This is a genomic window from Pantoea phosphatilytica (assembly GCF_051025615.1).
Classification (GTDB): domain Bacteria; phylum Pseudomonadota; class Gammaproteobacteria; order Enterobacterales; family Enterobacteriaceae; genus Pantoea.
Window position 1 is genome coordinate 69,920 of record NZ_JBPFDF010000005.1, and the last position, 20,880, is coordinate 90,799.

A 20,880-nucleotide genomic window follows, 5' to 3' on the forward strand; every position below is an offset into this window, starting at 1 on the left:
CCTGTCTTAACCCTTCTTCGCCTTATCCAGCATCGCTCTCAGCCCGGCAACCCGGCTCTGACCGGTTTTCATCCGCTCCTCGGCACTGACCACCTTGCGCTCGGTCTCCCACTGCAGATCGTCCTGCGGCAGCTCCAGCAGAAAACGACTCGGTTCAGGCCGGACCAGCTCGCCATACTGCCGGCGTTCGCGGCACAGGGTAAAGGTCAGCTCTTTCTGCGCCCGGGTGATACCGACGTAAGCCAGACGGCGCTCCTCTTCGATATTGTGCTCATCGATGCTGCTCTGATGCGGCAGCAGTCCCTCTTCCATCCCGACGAGGAAGACATAGGGGAACTCCAGCCCTTTTGAGGCGTGCAGCGTCATCAGCTGCACCTGATCCAGCTCCTCATCGCTTTCGCCGCGCTCCATCATGTCGCGCAGGGTAAAGCGGGTGACAACCTGCGCCAGGGTCATCGGCTCGTCGATATCGCTGCCTTCAAGCATTTCGGTCATCCACTGAAACAGCGTATTGACGTTCTTCATCCGCATCTCGGCGGCTTTCGGGCTGCCAGAGGTTTCGAACAGCCAGCTCTCATAGTCGATGCCGCGGATCAGATCGCGGACGGCGTTGACCGGTTCACGTTCGGCCAGCTGGATAATCTCATTCAGCCAGTGGGTAAACCGCTGCAGGTGCTCCAGACCGCGCCCGGTAAGCGTCTGCCCCAGCCCGACATCAAAGCTGGCGTTAAACAGGCTTTTACTGCGCAGGCTGGCCCACTCACCGAGCTTCTGCAGCGTGGCCGGGCCAATCTCGCGGCGCGGCGTGTTCACGATGCGCAGAAACGCGCTGTCATCCTCGGGATTGGTCAGCACGCGCAGATAGGCGAGCAGATCTTTGATCTCCGGTCGTGAGAAGAACGAGGTACCGCCCGAGATGCGATAGGGGATGCGGTTCTGCATCAGGAACTTTTCAAAGGTTCGCGACTGATGATTGCCCCGGTAAAGGATCGCGTAATCTTTATACTGCGTCCGGTTGATAAAGTGGTGCGCGATCAGTTCGCCGGTCACCCGTTCGGCTTCGTGCTCCTCGCTGTTGGCGGTCAGCACCTTGAGTTCGCTGCCCTGCCCCAGCTCCGAAAAGAGACGCTTTTCAAAGACGTGCGGATTATTGGCGATCAGGATGTTTGCCGCTTTCAGAATGCGCTGCGATGAGCGGTAGTTCTGCTCCAGCTTCACCACCTCCAGCGCCGGGAAATCCTGACTCAGCAGCACCAGATTCTGCGGCCGTGCGCCGCGCCAGGAGTAGATCGACTGGTCATCGTCGCCCACCACCGTGAAGCGGGCCCGCGCGCCGACCAGCAGCTTTACCAGCTCATACTGGCTGGTGTTGGTATCCTGATACTCATCCACCAGCAGGTAACGGATACGCTGCTGCCAGCGTTCACGCACCTCCGGATTACGCTGCAGCAGCAGCGTTGGCAGCAGAATCAGGTCGTCAAAGTCCAGCACGTTGCACGATTTGAGATGCTGGCTGTAGAGGGCGTAACAGTGGGCAAAGATATGATCCTGCTGCGATCGCGCCTGCGCGGTGGCGGTTGGCGGATCGACCAGATCGTTCTTCCAGTTTGAGATGGCAGAGATCAGCTGCTGCAACAGCGTCTTATCCTCTTCCAGCCACTCTTTCGTCAGCTCTTTCAGCAGCGCGAGCTGATCCTGATCGTCGAACAGCGAGAAGTTGGACTTCATGCCCAGCGCCGCCGTTTCGCGCTTGATGATCTCAAGACCCAGCGTATGGAACGTCGAGATCAGCAGGCCGCGCGCCTCTTTGCGGCCCAGGGTCTGCGCCACACGCTCTTTCATTTCGCGCGACGCCTTGTTGGTAAAGGTCACCGCCGCGATATGGCGCGCCTGATAGCCGCACTCACGAATCAGATGGGCAATTTTATTGGTAATCACGCGGGTTTTACCCGATCCCGCGCCCGCCAGCACCAGACAGGGACCGGTAACAAATTCGACGGCACGTTGTTGGCTGGGGTTTAAACGCATAGAAGAAATCGCCTGATTGAATCAAAAGAAAGGGGTTTATACTGGGCGGCAATTATACACAACCGAGATACCAACATGGCGAAAACCGCGGCGGCTTTACACATCCTGGTCAAAGAGGAAGCGCTGGCAAAAGAGATTCTGGCGAAACTGGCGAAAGGCGGCAATTTCCAGCAGCTGGCAAAGAAACACTCAACCTGCCCTTCCGGCCGGAAGGGGGGGGATCTGGGGGAGTTCCGTCAGGGACAGATGGTACCGGCCTTTGATAAAGCGGTCTTTACCTGCCCGCTGCTGACGCCTTACGGGCCGGTAAAAACCAGCTTTGGTTACCACATTATCAAAGTGCTCTACCGCAACTGATCACTTCTTCTGCTTCATCTGCTGCAGTACGGTGCTGCACTGGTTATCTTCATTGTCGCTGGGGGAGATCAGTGCCAGCAGCGCGGCGGCCGGGCCGACTACCGCGCCCAGCGCCACGGCTGCGGCACCGCGCGCCAGCAGCGGCCCCGTTTTAACGCCCGCGTCAGGATTTTTAAACGTGCCGCGCACATAGAGCGGCGAACGCAGCGTCACGATACGGATGCCTTTACTCTCGGGATTGACCGAGAGATCCAGCCGCTCACTGGCAAAGTTCGCGTTGCCTGACACGTTGATGATCGCGTTCTCGGTATCGAACACAAACAGGCTGGGCGTCGCCAGACCGTTCTGCAGCCGGATATCCGTGGCGGCGCAGTTGATCCGCACCTGATCATCGCCAAACAGTTTGCCCACCAGATAGTTACCGACGTTCAGGCCAGCGATCTCCATCAGGCTGCGGCTGATCAGGCCATCGTTCATCAGCAGCTTAAGCTGGCCGTTGCTGGTCGCCAGCAGGTCGGCTACCGAGTTCCCTGTGCCGGTAAAGCTGGCATCGCCGTTGAGCTGGCCGAGGCTGTTCTGCATCGCCTGCACATCCGGGAACATCTGACGCAGGCGCAGCTTACGCGCATGCAGATCCACGCGCCCGCGCATCGGTGAGCGACTGCCCTCAAGACGGATAGTGCTGTTCAGGTTGCCGCCTGCTACACCAAAGCGCAGCGGATCCAGCAGCAGGTCACCGTTTTTCATCTGCAGATGGGTATAAAGATCGCTTAACGGCAGCGAATTGCTGTGTTCGATACGTTTGCCGCTGAACTTCACGTCGGCATCCATCACGTCCCAGCTTTTGGTCTCAAACTTATCGTGCGGCAGTACGCGGTCGGCAGGCTGATTCGATTTCTCACCGCGCCGGGCCTTCGCCTGCGCCGTTTTCTCGCTGCCTTTGCCAGAGTCCACACCAATCAACGGCCCCAGATCGGCTATCCGCAGCTGCTCAGAGGTCAGCTCGCCACTGAGGGTCGGGCGGGGTTTGACCTGACTGTAGACCAGCGAACCGTGAATATCGCTGTCACCAATGTGGCCGTTGAATTTTTCATAACGGTAGACCGCGCCCTTTTTGCCGTTGAATTTTGCGATCAGATGACCATCGGTTTCATACGGCGGGGTGTCCGGCAACAGCACGCCGGTCAGACCGTACAGGTTCGCCAGCGTATCGCCAGAGAAACGCAGCCGCACGTTCAGGCCGCCGAGGTTCATCGGATCCTGCAGGCCACCGGTCACCTGAACGCGGGTGGTGCCATTGCGGACATCGGCCTGAATCGGGAACGGGGTGTTCTGGCTGCGCAGCGACAGCATGCCGCCGGTCTTCCCTTCGCCACTGAGCTTCTCGTTGTTGTAGCTGCCACTGGCCTTCCAGCCAAAGACGAAGTCGCCCGCGCCCTTCTGCTGGTCGTCGCCGCCGGCGATCTGCGCGTAAGGCACCGGTTTACCCAGCGGATTGATCTGAACGGTGACGTCCGCGCGGTTAACTGCATCGCGATAGCGAATCTGCCCCTGGTCAAACAGAATGTTATCCAGGCGGAATGACCAGGCGGAGGGCGTTTTCGCCTTCTCATCGCTGTCACTGCTGGCGAGGTCGAACGTCCAGTTGTTCTTCTTATCGGCCGTCTGGATCAGCCGGGCATCAGGCCGCTGCAGTTTAATCCAGGGGATAAACAGCTCTTTATGCAGCAGCGAGAGCGGGGAGAGCGTCGCATCGGCCCGCTGCAGATGCACCATGGTCACGTCAGGAATGCCGGGCGGATTGCCCAGCATGATATCTTCCGCATGCAGCTGCGGCCACGGCACCCAACGCCGCCAGCCTGACTCGTCACGATGACGCACCCAGTCGACACCCAGATCCCCCCGAATCGCAAAGGGCCGGTTTAACTCGGTCGAGACTTTCTGGTTGATGGTGGGTTTCAGGCGATTCCAGTCAAAGGTGGCGATGATGACGATGATCACCACAATCAACAGCACCAGAATTCCCACAACCCAGCTGACTATTTTCCCGGTACGCGACATTACGCTTTCTCCTTGCACATTCACGGTCTGGGTTAAAGATAGTCGAGACCACGGCTAACGGCATCAGGGAAGCTGGAGAGTAAGGTGATTCAGTTCGGGAAACGGAACCGGCCGCGAAAAGTAGTAGCCCTGCGCCGCAATCGCTGACGAGGCTTTAACCTGCTGCCACTGCGCTTCAGTTTCGACACCCTCCACGATGACGCCATTGCAGTAGCGATTGATCAGCGCCAGCAGCATCGGATACATGCCCCGCCCTTCATCACTGCTGTCCAGCAGCATAAACAGGTCGCGCGATAACTTAATGTAATCATACTGCAGCTCCGTCAGCGCCGAAAAATTGGCCATCCCCGAGCCAAAATCATCCAGCCACAGAGGGCCCAGTTCCGTTATCTTTGCGACTTTCTCCGGCTGCGGCAGCGCCTGATGCTCGGTCAGCTCAAAACGGAGCCAGGGCAGGCGGGCGATCAGGCGGCGAATCGCGGGTCGGTGCTGAATGGCGAGCAGAGAAGGCCCGTCGATGTTGACCGAAGCCATCACCGCATGGCGCTCAAAAAAGGATGACCACTGCGTGAGCAGATCCAGCTGCTCATGCACCACGTTCAGGCGCTGCGCGACATCGAGCCCGGCAAACCAGGCTTCGGGAGAGAGCGGCTGGTCCGGCGCGGCGGGATGAGCCACGGCGGTCAGCAGCTCAATGGCGAGCAACCGGCCGCTTACCCGGTAGATAGGCTGAAAGCGATAGTGCCGCTGACATTGTTGCCAGAAGAGCGGGCTTCCGGGGCAGTGATTGAGGTCAGTTGAAGACGGCAGCCTCTGAAGAATACTCTCCATTACCATTTTTTTCCTGGTGGGTAACTGGTCCCCAAAACGGGTGACGCTGCCGCGATTATCGGGGTTGCCTGTGATAATGCGATGAACAGCCCGGCCACATTAAGCCGGGAGTTTATCAGCCATTTCGTTAAGATAATCGGCAAAACAGGCCGGAATTAGCCGCGCTTATCTGCCAGATCGGCACTATTCAGCACCTTAAGCTAAATTAAAACGCTGTTTTAAAAACGTTGACGTCTGCCATACCAGACGCGAGACTAGCGTGATATTTCACTGGGGGTTCCGAGCCATGACGCAAAAGAAAATCGCCATCATCGGCGAATGCATGATTGAGTTGTCTGAAAAGGGTGAGAACATTAAACGCGGTTTCGGCGGCGATACGCTTAACACCGCCGTCTACCTCGCCCGCCAGGTTGATACGCAGCAGCTGCGGGTCGATTATGTTACCGCACTGGGAACCGATTCGTTCAGCGACCAGATGATCGCCGCCTGGCAGCAGGAGCAGATCAACACCGACCTGATCCAGCGTCTCAGCAACAAAATGCCGGGACTCTATGTCATTGAAACGGATGCCGACGGTGAACGCACATTTTGGTACTGGCGCAGCGATGCGGCAGCGCGTTACTGGCTCGACAGCCCGCAGTCGGCGGCGATCGCCGAACAGCTTACCCACTACGATTACCTCTATCTCAGCGGCATCAGCCTGGCGATTCTACCGTCAGCGAGTCGTGACCGGCTGATGGCGCTGCTGGCGCGCTGCCGGGCAAACGGCGGTCAGGTGATTTTCGATAACAACTACCGCCCGCGGCTCTGGACCGATCGGCTTAGCGCACAGGCCGCCTATCGCGCAATGCTCAGTCACACCGATATCGCCTTCCTGACGCTGGATGATGAACATCTGCTGTGGGGCGAACAGCCGCTGGATGAGGTTATCGCCCGGACGCGCCAGGCGGGTGTCCGCGAGATCGTGATTAAGCGGGGCGCAGACGCCTGCCTGGTGGCGCTTGATGATGCGCCGCTGATCGAAGTTCCTGCGCTCCGCCTGGCGAAGGAGAAGGTAATCGACACCACCGCAGCCGGTGATTCGTTCAGCGCCGGTTATCTGGCGCGCCGTCTGACCGGTGCCGCCGCAGACGCCGCCGCGCAGCGCGGACACCAGCTTGCCAGCACCGTGATCCAGCATCGCGGGGCGATTATCCCGGCGGAGGCGATGCCTGACTGACAGGCGGGCAGCCAGCGTTGTTGCACGAGGCTGGGACAGCCGCTATGCCAGAAAGATGCGCCTCCGGGCGCATTTTCGGGCTGACTGACGGGCTGTCAGAATCGGTTAAGGCACAGAGAGGTTTTACGCACAGCGCGGCTGACTGAACTGCATCTGATAGAGCCGCGCATACGCGCCGTTCTTCTGCAGTAGCTGCTGATGCGAGCCACGCTCAACGATCTCGCCCTCTTCAACCAGCAGGATCTCGTCGGCCTTTTCGATGGTGGAAAGCCGGTGAGCGATAATCAGCGTGGTCCGGTTCTGCTGCAGCGTCTCCAGTGCTGACTGGATCGCGCGTTCAGATTCGGTATCCAGAGCGGAGGTCGCCTCATCGAGGATCAGAATCGGACTGTCGCGCAGCAGCGCACGGGCAATGGCAATACGCTGACGCTGCCCACCCGACAGCAGGACACCATTTTCCCCGATCACGGTATCCAGTCCGTTCTCCATTTTATTGATGAACTCAAGAGCATGTGCCATCTGCGCCGCTTTCTCAATCGCCTCACGGCTGAAGACGTCCGTGCGGGCGTAGGCGATATTGTTGGCGACGGTGTCATTAAACAGGTGAACATGCTGAGAGACCAGCGCCACCTGCTCACGCAGCGAAGCCAGAGTGTACTCACGCAGATCGTGGCCATCCAGTAGAATCGCGCCGCTGTCGATGTCGTAAAACCGCGTCAGCAGGCTGGCAAGCGTGGATTTACCCGAACCGGATCGCCCCACCAGCGCCACGGTTTTACCGGCAGGCAGCGTCAGATTAATATGCCGCAGCGCCGCTCTTTCCGCGCCTGGGTAGGTAAAGGTGACATCCCTGAATTCAATCGAGCCGCTGGTGCGTTTAACGACCCGGCGGCCCTCATCTTTCTCCTGTTCAGTATCCAGAATGGTGAACAGGGTCTGACAGGCGGCCATGCCACGCTGAAACTGAGCGTTAACGTTGGTCAGCGACTTTAACGGCCGCATCAGCATCAGCATGGCGGAAAAGACTGCGCTGATGGTGCCCGCCGTCAGCGTGGCCATCACCGACGGAAAACTGGCTGCATAGAGCACAAAGGCGAGCGCCGACGAGGCGAGCAGCTGAATAATGGGATCGGAGAGCGAAGTCGCTGACACCATCTTCATTCCCTGACGACGCATGGTGTTGCTGACCTGTTCGAAGCGGGCGGTTTCAGCCTGCTGACCGCCAAACATCAGCACCTCTTTATGCCCTTTCAGCATCTGCTCGGCATGGGTGGTCACCTGCCCCATCGTGTTCTGCATGTTTTTGCTGATGCGACGAAAACGCCTGGAGACGATGCGGATCGCCAGCGACACGACAGGTGCCAGCACCAGCAGGATCAGTGAAAGCTGCCAGCTATAGTAGAACATCATCACAAACAGGCCGATGATTGAAGCGCCTTCACGCACCACCGTCACCAGCGAGCTGGACGATGAAGAGGCAACCTGTTCGCAATCGTAGCTGATGCGGGAAAGCAGCGTACCGGTCGACTGCTGATCAAAAAAGGAGACCGGCATTCCCATCATATGGCTGAAGAGGCGGCGACGCAGCGTCATCACCACTTTGCCCGACACCCAGGCAATACAGTAACTGGAGATATAACCGCTGACACCGCGGATCAGGATAAGCCCGATAATCACCAGCGGCATCCAGAGCAGAACGGTGTGGTTATTTTTGCCAATCACGTCGTCCAGCAGCGTCTTCAGTAAAGTCAGCATAAACGGATCGATGGCGGCGTTGATAATCAGGGCAACACCCGCGACCAGCAGTCCGGCTTTGAAAGGAGAAATCGTCGGCCACAGGCGACAAAAGGTTTGTCGGGTAGAGAGATCGCTATCAGACATGATATGTATCTTACCGTTGTGAATGAACGGACGATCTTATGTTAAACCGTATCAACCAACAGGAAACTGCACGGGGGGTAAATGAGGCCAATCAGTCCCAAATGAGACTGGTACGTTAGCCTCTGCAGCGTGATCCAGATGACGCTGCTGCCGGAATCATAACCTCGCCTTCATCGCTGGCAGTGTGATATCTGGTTAATTTCGGCTAATAAAGCAACCTCTGCCAGCCATTTAGATTAGGCAGAAAAATTGTGATTTAAATCGGCTTCTGTGCGCACAACTGCTTAAACCCCTCTTATAATTTATCCATTAATATTAATAAGTTAACCGAATAAATCCGCCACCAGGCATAGTCCGAATCTGGTCCGTTTCGCCCTTTTCGGATGGACGACTGCCTGAAAAAAGACCATCTTTTAATCAAAAGACAGCAGGACGCTTTTCTCTCCGGCCGCGAACAACAATTAAAAGACTCTCCGCATCAGGATCTATTTATGCACACAGAAATCATTAATATCTGGCCACACGGTGATGCACCTGGCGCCAGCGATTCACGCGCACAGCCGCAGATTGTCGATATGGCAAAAGAGTATGAACCTTACGATCGCGCGGCCACTGGCGTGCGCTGCCCCGAGATCGCACTCTGGCATCCGGTCGAATCCAATGGTATCACCCTGCTGGTCGCACCGGGCGGGGGCTATCAGCGGGTAATGATCGATCGTGAAGGCAGCGCCCTGGCAACCTTCTTTACTTCGATGGGTTACACCCTGGCGGTCATGACCTATCGCCTGCCCTACGATGGTCATCATGAAGGCCCGGATGCGCCGCTGGCGGATGCACAGCGCGCCGTGCGCGTCCTGCGTGAACGGGCGCAGCGCGGTCTTAATGGCAAATATATCGTTATGATGGGCTTTTCAGCGGGCGGGCATGTAGCCGCCAGTCTGGGTACGCGCTTTGCGGAGAAACTCTATCCGGTACAGGATGGGGCAGAAAACTTCTCGCCGCGCCCGGATGCCATGATCCTGGTCTATCCGGTGATCAGTATGCGTGACGGCATCGCGCATGAAGGTGCGCGAACCCGTCTGCTGGGTGCGTGGCCCGATCAGAAGACGATTGAAGCCTACTCACTGGAAACCCGCGTTCATCCACTGGTGCCGCCGACGCTGCTTATTCACGCTGCCGACGATGAAGCCGTGTCGGTGAACCACAGCATGGCGTTTTTTGGCGCACTGCGTGAACACAAGGTGCCGGCAGAGGTGCATTTTTATCAGAAAGGCGGACACGGCTTCGGAATCCGTGGCGTGGCCGATTTGCCCCTCGCCAGCTGGCCAATGTTAGTGACCGAGTGGCTCAGGGCTAAGACCTGACGTTACGCGGCAGGCGGAACGTCTTTGACGTTACTATCCGGCGAACTGGCTTCATTGCCGGTCGCCGGTGCTGCTGACGGCGCCATCACTTTATCCCAGCTGTTCTGCAGGCTCTTCACGTTAGTTTCCGCTTCGCCTTCCGGCTGGATCAGCACCATCATCAGTTCCTGCGTCAGCTGCTGGCGCAGCTCCTGGTTTAACTGCTCGCGGGTCAGGCCGGCCAGGAACGTCTGACGCAGCTTCTGATACTGCTCAGGGGCGATATCGACCACGGCGTTCTGCTGGGAACGCAGGCGCTGGCTCATCAGCACATCGGTGTCGGTGCGGGCGTAGGTGGTAAACAGCTTGTTCAGCTCCAGCAGCTTCTGCGCCATCAGCGCATCAAACTCCTCCTGCGGTAAGCCCTTATCGCGCACGTTTGCCAGCTCACGCGCCACCAGACTCATATTCTGCGCCAGACTCTCGTTGCGACCATCCATGTTGATAGAGCACTGCGCACGCTGATACAGCACGCGACAGTCGAAGCCTACCTGAATGCCCTGGGCCTTGCTGTCACTGAGAGCACGCTGGACGTGCCAGAACAGGGCTTCACGGGCCAGATCGCCCTGCCAGTAACGCTGCAGATTCTGGGAGTCGCGGATCGGCTGCCACGGCGTATCCCATACCAGCGAGAGGCGATCCTGCGTCATGTTGCCGCTGACCAGATTCACTGGCTCGTGCGGCAGCGGCGACAGGGTGGGCAGAGGCGCAGGCGTTTCACGTTTGCCGGTTAATGGCGAGAAGGTTTTATTGATCTGCTCAGAGAGGCTACGGCTGTCAACATTGCCAACCACATAGAGCGTCATCGCATCCGGGGTGTACCACTGATGATAAAATTCGTTGAGCTGCGTTAAATCCACCGGCGCACGCGGTTGTGCGGCGGGATCGTGGGCCAGCAGCGCAGAGCCTTTCAGGCGATAACGCCACCAGACATCCTGCGGATCTTTCGGCCAGGTGACGACCGGATCGGAGGCGCTGAGCGCGGTGTTAACGACGGCATCAGTGATAGCCATATTGCCCGCCGTGGCCGCCAGCCAGTTGAGGGCCTCTTTCAGCAGTTCGGGACGGTTGTTGGGCAGGCTCAGGTTATATTGCGTGTAATCATAGGAGGCGATCGCGGGTGGCAGCGGATGCTGAGGATCCATCGCCTGTTGCCATAGCGCGCGCTGCTGCTGCGTATCGAGCGCGGTGTTGTGCACCATCGCCAGACGCGGCAGCAGATGGCTGAAGCCGGTCTGTTGCGCACTTTCCACCAGCGACCCGGTGTTCACCACCAGCCGCAGTTCGATGCGATCGCTGGGGCGTTGCGGTGTGGCCAGTAACTGCCAGTTAAATCCATTATCCAGCTTGCCTTCCTGCCAGGCCGGATCCGGTTGCAGCGTTTCTGCCTGGAGACCATAGCTGGTCGCAGCCAGCATTAATCCACCAACCAAAAGCCGAATTCTGGTGCCCTGCATGTGAACCCCTACTCAAATAATTCAAATATTGTTATCACTGGCGCGTAGTGCCGCTGTTATTAACGAATCGGCGGGCGCCGAATCGCGCTGTTATCCAATAACAATGTGTTTGACCACAGGAAATTCAGGATGTCGCGCAGCGAAGTGAAAAACGTCAAAAAAACAAGTGGGGTTCATTATGCAAATGCCCGCTGTCAGGGCAAGCGACAGCGGGCATTTGTGGAGATTTAAATGAAATTCAATGATTAAATTGAAGATTCAGACGCTTTATTCTCCTTATTCCGCCCTGCCAGGGTGTCGTCGAGCTGTTTGTGGTCCAGCTGATCGACCCACTTCGCCACTACCACTGTCGCCACACCGTTACCGATCAAGTTCGTCAGGGCACGCGCTTCCGACATAAAGCGGTCAATCCCCAGGATCAGCGCCAGACCCGCCACCGGCAGATGGCCTACCGCCGAGAGCGTCGCCGCCAGCACGATAAAGCCGCTTCCGGTCACCCCGGCTGCCCCTTTGGAGGAGAGCAGCAGCACCACCAGCAGCGTAATCTGATGGAAGATGTCCATGTGCGCGTTGGTGGCCTGCGCGATAAACACTGCGGCCATGGTCAGGTAGATTGAGGTGCCATCCAGGTTAAAAGAGTAACCCGTAGGAATAACCAGCCCCACCACCGACTTCTTACAGCCCAGCCTTTCCATCTTATCCAGCATGCGCGGCAGCGCAGACTCCGACGAGGAGGTGCCCAGCACGATCAGCAGCTCTTCTTTGATATAGGCGATGAACTTAAAGATGCTGAAGCCGGCGAACAGGCGGGCAATCAGCCCCAGCACAATCACGACAAACAGCACACAGGTGATATAGAAGCAGATAATCAGCTGACCGAGCTGCACCAGCGATCCCACGCCATATTTGCCGATGGTAAAGGCCATCGCACCGAATGCCCCTATCGGTGCCAGACGCATGATCATGTTGATGATGCCGAAAATCACCTTAGAGAAGCTTTCGATCACGTTGAAAATCAGCGTGCCGGTGTTACCCAGACGATGCAGGGCAAAACCAAACAGAATGGCGAACAGCAATACCTGCAGAATGTTGCCGCTGGCAAAGGCACCAATCACGCTGTTAGGGATCACATCCAGCAGGAAAGCGACGATGCCCTGCTGCTCGGCCTGCTGCGCGTAAACCGCCACGGCTTTGGCATCCAGCGTGGCCGGATCGACGTTCATCCCGGCACCCGGCTGCACCACGTTAACCACAATCAGGCCGATAATCAGCGCAATGGTACTGACGATTTCAAAATAGAGCAGCGCAACCGCGCCGGTCCGGCCAACCGCTTTCATGCTTTCCATGCCCGCGATGCCGGTCACCACGGTACAGAAAATAACCGGGGCGATAATCATCTTGATTAATTTAACAAAGCCATCTCCCAGAGGCTTCATCTGGGTCCCTAACTCCGGGTAAAAATGGCCTAACAAAACGCCGATGCCAATCGCCATCAGCACCTGGAAATAAAGGCTTTTAAAAAGTGAGGTTTTCATAAACAGGTGTCCACTAACGCCATGAGGTGATGTTGTCGGATTTGTTATTGTGACTGCCGGGCAACAGAGGTGGCGCCTGACAGTAACCCGAAAATAACACTCTGTTTACGTGATTAATACAGGGTGACAAAGCCCCAGGAAACCCTGGGGTCGTATTTCTGAACTGAAACGCTTCAGCAAGGGGTTTTGTAACTAAAATTCTCGCAAAATCAATGAATCAGGCCGTTATTGCGCCGGTGAGGATTTTTCAATCCAGAGCGCGTTAAAGCGGCTGACCGGCAGGGCTTCCGCGTAAAAATAGCCCTGTCCGATGGCGATACCGCGTGCCAGCAGCCAGTCACGCTGCTCGGCGGTTTCCACGCCTTCGGCAATGACCTCAAGATGAATAATCTCGGCAATGGCCGCTACGATGCAGACCATCGTGTCATCATCCGGCAGCGCCGCCACGAAGCTGCGGTCCATCTTCAGCTTATTAACAGGCAACGCTTTCAGCTGATGCAGATAGTTAAGGTTGGAATAGCCCATACCGAAATCGTCCAGGGCTACCGCTACCCCGGTCTGCTGCAGCATACGCAGCATCGACATCGACTGCTGCGCATCTTCCAGCTGCGCCGTTTCTGTCACTTCCAGGACCAGCGTGCCGGGAGCAATACGGTGACGCGCCAGTAGCGACTGCAGATGAGAGACTACAGCGGTGTCCCGCAGCTGCACCGCAGAGATATTGACGCTCAGCGGCAGCATGATGCCCTGTCGCTGCCAGCCTGCCAGAATGCGGCACGCCTCTTCAAACACCCAGCGGCCAATCGCGCTGATCACCCCAATCTCTTCGGCGCTGGCGATAAACTCTTCGCTCAGGCCGTAGCTGCCATCCGGCTGGCGCATCCGCAGCAGCGCCTCCGCGCCGGTTAAGGTGCCGGTACGCATATCAACCTGAGGCTGCAGATAGAGGGCGAACTGCTCATCGTGCAGCCCCTGCAGAATGTCATGCTCCTGGGTCAGGCGCTTCTGCGCGCGTTCGGTCAGCGCAGCGTCGAAGAACAGGATCTGATTTTTGCCCTGATGGCGGGCCGACATCATCGCCGAGGTGGCGCGATCGAGCAGCTCATTCGCGCTCAGCGGCTGATCGTCGCGCAGCGCCAGGCCGATGCTGACGTTGGGACGCAGCTGCAGCTGATGCAGATTGACCGGCTGATTCAGGCGGATCATCAGATTGCGGGCCAGACGCAGCGCACGGAACGGATTACTGGCGCGCTTCATCAACAGGACAAAATCGCTGACGCCGGTCTGCGCCAGCAGGGTATGGTCATCCAGCGTATGGCGGATCTTCTCCACCAGCGTCAGCATCAGGGTATCGCGCTGCTCGTCGCTCAGGACGCCGTTGGCTTCCTGCAGGGTTTCGATGCGGATCACCATCAGGCCCAGCGACCGTTCAGGATTGCACATAAACTGCTCGACCAGCGCCAGAAACAGCGTGCGGTTGGGCAGATCGGTGACGGCAAAATGGGTGGTCAGCCGGCTCATCTCATCGTGTATCGACTCCAGCACCTGCTGATTGCGGTTGTAACTGCGGATCAGCATGCCGATTTCGTCATCGCGGTGGCTCGGCGGCAGGGCGAGTTTATGCGTCAGAATCGACTGCGGGGGCAGCTCCTGCAGCTCGCGCGCGAGATTACGCAGCGGATGCACCACCAGGCGATTGATACACCAGCTGATCGACACCGACAGGATCAGCGCCAGCAGCAGATAGGTGATAATCATGGTCGAGAGCGTACTGAGGATAAACTGGTAGACGCGCGTGGAGTTCGCCTGCAGCACCAGGTAAGCCAGCGGTTTCGGCATGCCGGTATTCTCTACCGAGTAGAGCGGCAGGGTGATCTGCACCGGCAGTTCAAACAGCCGGGCCACCAGCCGCGGCACCGGTTTTTCCGTCTCGAAGTCGGCGTGCAGCGCCTGAAACGCATTCGGCAGCACCACATCGGCACGCGATAAAATCCCGGCCGGTTTCAGGGAGTGAAGAATGCGTTCGGCCTGCGGGATATCCGCGCGCAGCACCGCTTCCGACAGCGGCTGACGAACAGTATGGGCGATGTTCTCCATCTGCTGGGCGTAGTCAATCCTGCGCTGCTGCACAAAATGAAACAGTTGGATGACGATAAAAATACTGATGGCAATAACCGCAACCAGCGAAACTGTCGCCATCTGCTTTATCGTAAGTGACCGGCTTACGCGCAAAAATTCTCTCCCGAGGATGAAAAAGCCCAGATAGCAGACAGGTGAATGCGGGTCAGTATATCCCATAAACTGACTTTTTTACCGTCTGAAAAGTCCGGCTTTTTCCCGGCCGGGATTATTTAAAATCCGCGTAAGGGATCAGGGGCTGCGGCGGCATATCAAGATCCCCTTCCCAGCCTCCAGCCGCGTAGCGCACATAGATCAGGCCGTGGCTCGGCGTGTAATCCTTCGCCTGCTGGATGTCGACACCCGCGCCGATAAACCAGTCTGACGTCAGCCGCCGCTCCACGACCGCCTGCAGCGTGTAGCCCACACCGCCGCCGGTGCTGCTGGCGGACGAGGGATTGCTGGCCAGAGCGAAGCCCGGATTGACCGGATAACGCTGCTGCGCATGGGTGGCGGAATGCGACCAGGAGAGTGAGCCGCCAAGATCAAACGACCAGTTCTCCGTTCGCTGCCGCCAGGTCACCGGCACAGAAAACGAGAGATACTGCTGCGGGCTGTAGTAGCCGCCCTGACCGAACGTGTAGTCGCTGAGATCCTTCTGATAGTGCCAGAGCATCGTGTTCAGTCCGACGGTGGCGCGGCGGTTATCGCTGTTGATCAGTTTGTAGTAGTAGCCCCCCATCAGGCGCTCGCGGCTGTTATCGGCGACGTTTTTGCCGCTGATCTGATGCGCGCTGATGTCACCCCAGACGCCGTGCGCGCCGCCCTGATCGTAACTCAGTCCGATACTGCCGCCGGTGGCCACCACGCCGCCCCAGCGTTTGCCGCCGCTGGCGGCCAGATCGCGCGTGCCGGCATAGGCCAGCAGTGAGCTGGTGATGGGCCGGCGTGAGGCAGTCAGCGTCACACCGAGATCGCGGATATCCGTTTTCCAGCTCAGGCCGCCGGTCCAGTTCGTGACCTCAAAACCCAGCGGCGTGGTGCCCAGGTCGGCCGACCAGACACCATTGTGCCAGCCTGCGCCCAGCGCCGTGCCGCTGTCGCGCTGGTGCGTCGGACCACGACATCCACCCGAACTGGCGTCGTCGCAGCTGCCAAAGCGTTCATCGATGCTGCCGTTGCGGGTGGCAAAAGTGCCGGCAGAGAGGTCCACCCGATCCACGCGCAGAAAGCCGCGCCCGTCGGCCAGCGGGCGCTCTGCCTGCAGCATCGTGGTGTGTGCCGTGAAATCTGAGATGCCGCCGGTGCCGCTGTTGCGTGAGTAGTCCTGCTGCAGCGTCAGCGTGGTCTGCTGCTGACGATAGAGATCGGCGGTGTCGCTGCGAAGGCCGCGCTCCAGCCACGTATCCCGGGGATCGTTGCGCGTGGCGCGACTGAGGTTGCCCCCACTATTAATACCGCTGGCCGTCATCGCCTCACGATAATCTGCCAGCGCCTGTTCGGGCTGCTGCAGAGCGCGTTCCAGCCGGGCCGCATCCCGGAACAGCAGCGCCTTAGCCTGGGAAGGTGGCAGCGACGCGGCACGCTGTTTCAGCCCGGCGAACAGCTCAGCGGCCCGCGCGGTCTCGCCCACTGCCTGCCACGCCAGCGCAACGCGGCGCGCCACATTCAGCCCCGGCGCTGTCGGCCGCAGCTGCGCCAGCGCCTGGCGTGCCTCAGCGTTGCGCTGCAGGGCAACCAGCGCCTCGATGCGTCCCAGCGCCGCATCACCATCCTCCGGCTGGCGCGACAGCACCTGCTGATAGCCCGTCAGCGCCTGTTGTGCGTCACCGCGCGCCAGCGCCCAGTCGGCCAGCGTCAGATCGCGTCGGCCGGAAACCGGCTGCTGTTCAAGCAGCGCGATGGCCGCCTGTTCATTGCCTGCGGCCCGCAGCCTGTCGGCCTGGGCAAAGATCTGGTTCTGCTTCAGGCGTTCAGCGAGCTGGCGCATATCACCGCTCCACTGCGACCCGGGCAGGCGCTGGAGCGTAGCCAGTGCCGTGCGCTCATCGTCGTTGCCTGAGAACCAGAGTGCGGTGGCGTAAAGCGCAGTGGGGTCCTGCGGATGCTGCTGTGCCACGGCGCGCATGACCGCATTTGCCTGCTGCACGTCACCGCGATTGCGCAGCGCGCCAGCCAGCCGATAGCTGAGCCAGACATCATCCGGTGCCAGCGCCAGCGCCTCGCGATATTTTTTCGCCGCCTGCGGCCAGCGGGCCTGCTGCGCCAGGGTGTCGGCCTCCGCGCGCAGGCTGTCGCTGCGCAGTGCGCGCAGCGTGTCGGCCAGAGCCCGCTGCTGCGCGGCCGGTAGTGAATTGATAAACGCCATTTCGCGGGCGGGTGAAACGGCCTGATAGAGTGCCGCCAGCCGACGTACCGCGGTAATGTTCGAGCCGTCCAGCTGGCGCGCACGCTGCCAGAGCTGCTCAGCACCGGCGCTGTTGTTGCGCGCCATCGCCACATCACCCAGCCCAATCAGGGCATAGCTGTCGCTGCTGTCGAACGTCTGAGCCGTGCGATAGTGCTGCTCGGCACTCTTAATATCGTGCTGCGCCAGCGCCTTATCGCCCTGCTCTATCGCCAGCCAGTAGCGGTTGGTCTGCAGCAGCGACTGCCATTTGCCGACCAGCGTACTCTGCTGACCCGCTTTAATGGCACGCTCCAGCCACAGAATGGCGACAGCGCGATGGCCCGCGCGGGCCTGCGTCTGCCCCATCGCGCCCATCAGTTCGGCATCATCAGGATTTGCCTTCAGCGCGCGATTCAGGGTGCTCATCGCCTGATTCACGTTGCCTGCTTCCACCAGCGCCAGCGCCCGCATCCGTTCACGGTAGGCGGGATCGGCCAGGGTCTTCTGCTGCCTGCTCAGCGCCTCCATGCCCTGCTGATGCGCATCGCCATCGGTGAACACCGCCAGATACGCTTTCAGCTGCGCCACGCTGCTGTCACTGATCGTCTGATCGTTGATGTGCTGCAGCCAGAGGTCAGCCGCGGCATCGCGGCCGCCGCTGCTCTCCGCCAGCCGCTTCAGCTGCGCGGTAGCCAGCTCCGGCTGCTGGCGATCAAATGCCATGCGGGCAATCTGCAATCCGACCCCGACATTGCCGGGATAACGCTGCTCCAGCTGCTGCAGCTGCTGCCAGGCCCGATCCTGCTGTCCGGGCAGTCGCGCCAGCAGCCGCCAGTACTCCAGCGCGATGTTCGGGTCGGGGAATACCCCGCTGAACAGCGCATCATAGGCATCTTTCGCCTCCGCCAGACGGCCCGAGGTGGCCAGCAGTCGTGCCTGCTGCAACTGCTGCCGTCCGTCAGGAGACATCATGCGCAGTCCTGCTGCCGACTCACGCGCTGCCGCCGAGCCGGGCGCCTGCCGGTTGAGCTGATCCAGCAGCGTCTGCGCCGCCGTGAGATCGCCCTGATGCAGCGCCAGCCGCAGACGCGCCGCCAGCACCTGAGGGTTATCCGGGTCTATCTTCTCCAGACGGTAGAGCGACTGCTGCACCAGCTCATATTTATTGGTTGATTCACCAATACGTACCTGGGTCAGCAGCCAGTCGACCGGTGAAACCTGCGGCCCGGCGACCGGCGCAGCCTGTCCCGACAGCGCACCCAGCACGCCGATCAGGACACCTGCCCGCAGCAGAGGCGCCTTATTCATCTTCATCGTCAAGCAGGCGGCGGTGCGCGACAAGACGCATCAGACGCCAGACCAGCAGGGCGAACAGCACCACAACCAGCACGGCGCACAGCGCCAGCCAGAACGGATGGTTCGCAAGCGTGGCCCAGAGCCGTTCCCACCACGGCAGATGGCCCACAAAGTAGGTCTCTCCCACGCGAAGGCTGTTGACGCCCGATTCGCGGATAATTGCGGTGGAGCCGGAGATCGCGCTGCGCTTGCCGCTGTCTTCCAGAGCTTCATCCAGCAGCTGCCAGCTTCGCGGACTGCCATCGGCCAGCAGCGCCACCACACTGCGCTGATCGTAGAAAGGAGACTGGAAACCGATTACGGTCGCCAGCGGCCCTCGGGAACCTATCGCGGTACGGCTTTCTGCCGTTCGTTCCGCCGCGCTGAGCGGCTGCGTCTGCTGAGCGGTCTGGCGCACCGGTTTTTTCAGCCAGCTGGCGGTAGCCTTCACCAGCGCGCTGATCCGCTGGTCATCCTGAAGATCGGCAGGGATGCCGCCGATCATCAGCAGATCCGCATCCTGTTTTTTCGCGCTGCTCCAGTCATCGGTGAGCTGCACGCGCAGCGCCGGATAGCCGGTCTGCGCGCCGATATTACCCAGCGCGTTCAGCAGCGTGCTGACCTGCTGTGCATCCGGATCGGGCTGAACCAGCACCAGCGTCTGAGAGAGATCGGCCAGGCGGCTGAAGGGGAAACCGGCATTGGCCCAGGTCTGCAGCGACGGCATTTCGATGTAGTGGCGATAGCCGGAGAAGTCGATGCTGGAACTCTCATCCAGCACCACATGATGGCCGACCGGTGTGACGGTTTCACAGCGGCCGTCAGCCGTGCCGCCGACAAAGGTGTTGGCATAGTCAAAATCGAAGCGCAGCTGATTGACCACACCCAGACGTAACGCGGGGATGCGCAGTTCACGATTCTTATCCAGCATGCCCTGAATCAGCGGAATATGCAGCAGCTGCTGCCCGGCAGTATTTTTAGGCATCAGCGGGTAGTCCTGAATAAACTGGTTATTCAGGTTCACGGCCAGCCGCGAACCATCCTGCTGGGGCGGCGAGGTGTAGCGATAGCTCAGATCCATATCAATTCCGCGCGCCCGCACCAGGAAGAGATCGGGCGGCAGATTCAGCGTCAGGCTGATCGGATTGGGCTGCAGACCGTCAGACTGCAGCTGGTTCTCATACTGCGACAGCTCGGCAAAGGTAGTGCGGCGATCGGTGCGCACCCAGTTGGGCGCATCGTAGGGCTGACGCGGGGCCAGTTGCGTAACCTGATCGATGGTGGAGGTATCACCGCGCAACAGCAACTCACCCTGTGCAATCCCCTGCACCGCCGTCAGCAGGTCATCGTCATTGCGTCCCAGGATCAGCAGCATCTTCTCATAGGGATTGTCAGGCTGACTGATTATCTCTACGGTCGGTTTCATCACCGGAGGCAGATCTTTCAGGAACGTCGGGCGGGCATCGTTGGTGGCAAAGACCACCGCATGTTGCTGCTGAGGCAACTGATCGTAGAGCACCGGAAAACGCTGTCCACGCCAGGCGGCCTTGCTGCCGAACCAGGAGGCAAGGATGGCGGCGGCACGCTGCTGCTTAATGTCCGGTTCGGCGGCAAACACCATCGGCAGCATCAATGGCCGCTTATCACGCGCGTCAAAGAAAGGCTCGGGGAAGTGGGAGAGATCGTTTTTCAGCGGCAGCTTCTGCAGCGTCAGATCCAGCCCGCTCTCTTTGCCGATATCGAGCCAGATGGTGCTGTTAGCCGGATTTTCGCAGATGTTTGCGTAGTGCCCCACCAGCTCAAAGCGCAGGCGGTTAAAGTCGCTGATAAACCGGGGATCGATCGCCAGCTGCATCTGATTCTCTTTGCCCATCTGCTCCGGCGTCAGGGTAATCAGGCTCACCAGCTCATCATTGAGGTAGACTTTCAGCTGCGACAGCGTGGGCAGCAGCGCGGGCGACGGGCGGAAGCTGAGGTTGAGCAGCGCACGCGTCACCACCTCATCACTGCGCACCCCGAATTCGATCTGGCCAGTGCTGCGCGTCCCGCTCAGCGTCATGCTGCCTGGCGGCGGCGCCAGCGTCACAAAATTCAGCTGACTGCTGCGCAGCGGCGCACCCGCCTCCGGCGGCATCGTTTGCTGCGCGGGTTCCGCAGCGGCAGTGACCGGCGCCGTCTCCTGCGCCAGTGCGCAGCTTAGTGTTGCGGAGCCCAGCAGCAGCGCAGCGACCCACCTGTTTACTTTCGTTGTCGTCATATCATCAAC

The 20,880-nt window shown here is 59.4% G+C and carries 12 protein-coding genes; 3 read left to right on the forward strand and 9 right to left on the reverse strand.

The annotated features are described in order from the left end of the window. Nucleotides 1-6: 6 nt before the first annotated feature. Nucleotides 7-2,028, reverse strand: coding sequence for a DNA helicase Rep (gene rep / locus ACR6AS_RS17190; RefSeq protein ID WP_111139452.1), 2,022 nt, complete (start codon nucleotides 2,026-2,028; stop codon nucleotides 7-9). A gap of 75 nt (nucleotides 2,029-2,103) precedes the next feature. On the opposite strand from rep, the gene ppiC reads away from it, so the two are divergent. Then, nucleotides 2,104-2,385, forward strand: a complete 282-nt coding sequence (gene ppiC, locus ACR6AS_RS17195; RefSeq protein ID WP_111139451.1) for a peptidylprolyl isomerase PpiC — start codon at nucleotides 2,104-2,106, stop codon at nucleotides 2,383-2,385. Here ppiC and ACR6AS_RS17200 read toward each other — a convergent pair whose 3' ends face one another. Beyond that, nucleotides 2,386-4,446, reverse strand: a complete 2,061-nt coding sequence (locus tag ACR6AS_RS17200; protein WP_434163239.1) for an AsmA family protein — start codon at nucleotides 4,444-4,446, stop codon at nucleotides 2,386-2,388. 63 nt (nucleotides 4,447-4,509) lie between these two features. Then, entirely contained in the window at nucleotides 4,510-5,283 is a 774-nt protein-coding gene (gene pdeH, locus ACR6AS_RS17205; protein ID WP_111139449.1) for a cyclic-guanylate-specific phosphodiesterase, read from the reverse strand. 280 nt (nucleotides 5,284-5,563) lie between these two features. Here pdeH and kdgK point away from each other — a divergent pair, with 280 nt between their 5' ends. Further along, nucleotides 5,564-6,496, forward strand: a complete 933-nt coding sequence (gene kdgK, locus ACR6AS_RS17210) for a 2-dehydro-3-deoxygluconokinase (protein ID WP_434163241.1) — start codon at nucleotides 5,564-5,566, stop codon at nucleotides 6,494-6,496. Between the two features lie 123 nt (nucleotides 6,497-6,619). On the opposite strand, the gene msbA is transcribed toward kdgK, so the two are convergent. After that, the gene (gene msbA / locus ACR6AS_RS17215) at nucleotides 6,620-8,380 is read right to left on the reverse strand and encodes a lipid A ABC transporter ATP-binding protein/permease MsbA (RefSeq protein WP_434163349.1); all 1,761 of its coding nucleotides are present in this window, start codon (nucleotides 8,378-8,380) and stop codon (nucleotides 6,620-6,622) included. 488 nt (nucleotides 8,381-8,868) lie between these two features. Here msbA and ACR6AS_RS17220 point away from each other — a divergent pair, with 488 nt between their 5' ends. Further along, nucleotides 8,869-9,741, forward strand: a complete 873-nt coding sequence (locus ACR6AS_RS17220; protein ID WP_111139446.1) for an alpha/beta hydrolase — start codon at nucleotides 8,869-8,871, stop codon at nucleotides 9,739-9,741. 2 nt (nucleotides 9,742-9,743) lie between these two features. Here the strand turns inward: ACR6AS_RS17220 and ACR6AS_RS17225 are convergent, their stop codons facing one another. From ACR6AS_RS17225 to bcsB, 5 genes are all read right to left on the reverse strand, one after another. Continuing rightward, complete coding sequence (locus ACR6AS_RS17225; protein ID WP_111139445.1) at nucleotides 9,744-11,237, reverse strand: M16 family metallopeptidase; 1,494 nt, start codon at nucleotides 11,235-11,237, stop codon at nucleotides 9,744-9,746. A 245-nt stretch (nucleotides 11,238-11,482) separates the two neighbouring features. Continuing rightward, entirely contained in the window at nucleotides 11,483-12,772 is a 1,290-nt protein-coding gene (locus ACR6AS_RS17230) for a dicarboxylate/amino acid:cation symporter (RefSeq protein ID WP_128086317.1), read from the reverse strand. A 225-nt stretch (nucleotides 12,773-12,997) separates the two neighbouring features. Next, nucleotides 12,998-15,004, reverse strand: a complete 2,007-nt coding sequence (gene hmsP / locus ACR6AS_RS17235; RefSeq protein ID WP_111139443.1) for a biofilm formation regulator HmsP — start codon at nucleotides 15,002-15,004, stop codon at nucleotides 12,998-13,000. 115 nt (nucleotides 15,005-15,119) lie between these two features. Further along, the gene (bcsC, locus tag ACR6AS_RS17240; RefSeq protein ID WP_434163243.1) at nucleotides 15,120-18,587 is read right to left on the reverse strand and encodes a cellulose synthase complex outer membrane protein BcsC; all 3,468 of its coding nucleotides are present in this window, start codon (nucleotides 18,585-18,587) and stop codon (nucleotides 15,120-15,122) included. Next, nucleotides 18,580-20,871, reverse strand: coding sequence for a cellulose biosynthesis cyclic di-GMP-binding regulatory protein BcsB (bcsB, locus tag ACR6AS_RS17245; protein WP_111139441.1), 2,292 nt, complete (start codon nucleotides 20,869-20,871; stop codon nucleotides 18,580-18,582). Before bcsB ends, bcsC begins: the two co-directional genes overlap by 8 nt. Nucleotides 20,872-20,880 lie beyond the last annotated feature (9 nt).

Coding starts and splice junctions, on each gene's coding strand:
- ACR6AS_RS17225 (WP_111139445.1), bottom strand. CDS start 11,237: ATGCAGGGCACCAGAATTCGGCTTTTGGTTGGTGGATTAATGCTGGCT.
- ACR6AS_RS17200 (WP_434163239.1), bottom strand. CDS start 4,446: ATGTCGCGTACCGGGAAAATAGTCAGCTGGGTTGTGGGAATTCTGGTG.
- rep (WP_111139452.1), bottom strand. CDS start 2,028: ATGCGTTTAAACCCCAGCCAACAACGTGCCGTCGAATTTGTTACCGGT.
- ACR6AS_RS17230 (WP_128086317.1), bottom strand. CDS start 12,772: ATGAAAACCTCACTTTTTAAAAGCCTTTATTTCCAGGTGCTGATGGCG.
- ACR6AS_RS17220 (WP_111139446.1), top strand. CDS start 8,869: ATGCACACAGAAATCATTAATATCTGGCCACACGGTGATGCACCTGGC.
- ppiC (WP_111139451.1), top strand. CDS start 2,104: ATGGCGAAAACCGCGGCGGCTTTACACATCCTGGTCAAAGAGGAAGCG.
- bcsC (WP_434163243.1), bottom strand. CDS start 18,587: ATGAATAAGGCGCCTCTGCTGCGGGCAGGTGTCCTGATCGGCGTGCTG.
- kdgK (WP_434163241.1), top strand. CDS start 5,564: ATGACGCAAAAGAAAATCGCCATCATCGGCGAATGCATGATTGAGTTG.
- pdeH (WP_111139449.1), bottom strand. CDS start 5,283: ATGGTAATGGAGAGTATTCTTCAGAGGCTGCCGTCTTCAACTGACCTC.
- bcsB (WP_111139441.1), bottom strand. CDS start 20,871: ATGACGACAACGAAAGTAAACAGGTGGGTCGCTGCGCTGCTGCTGGGC.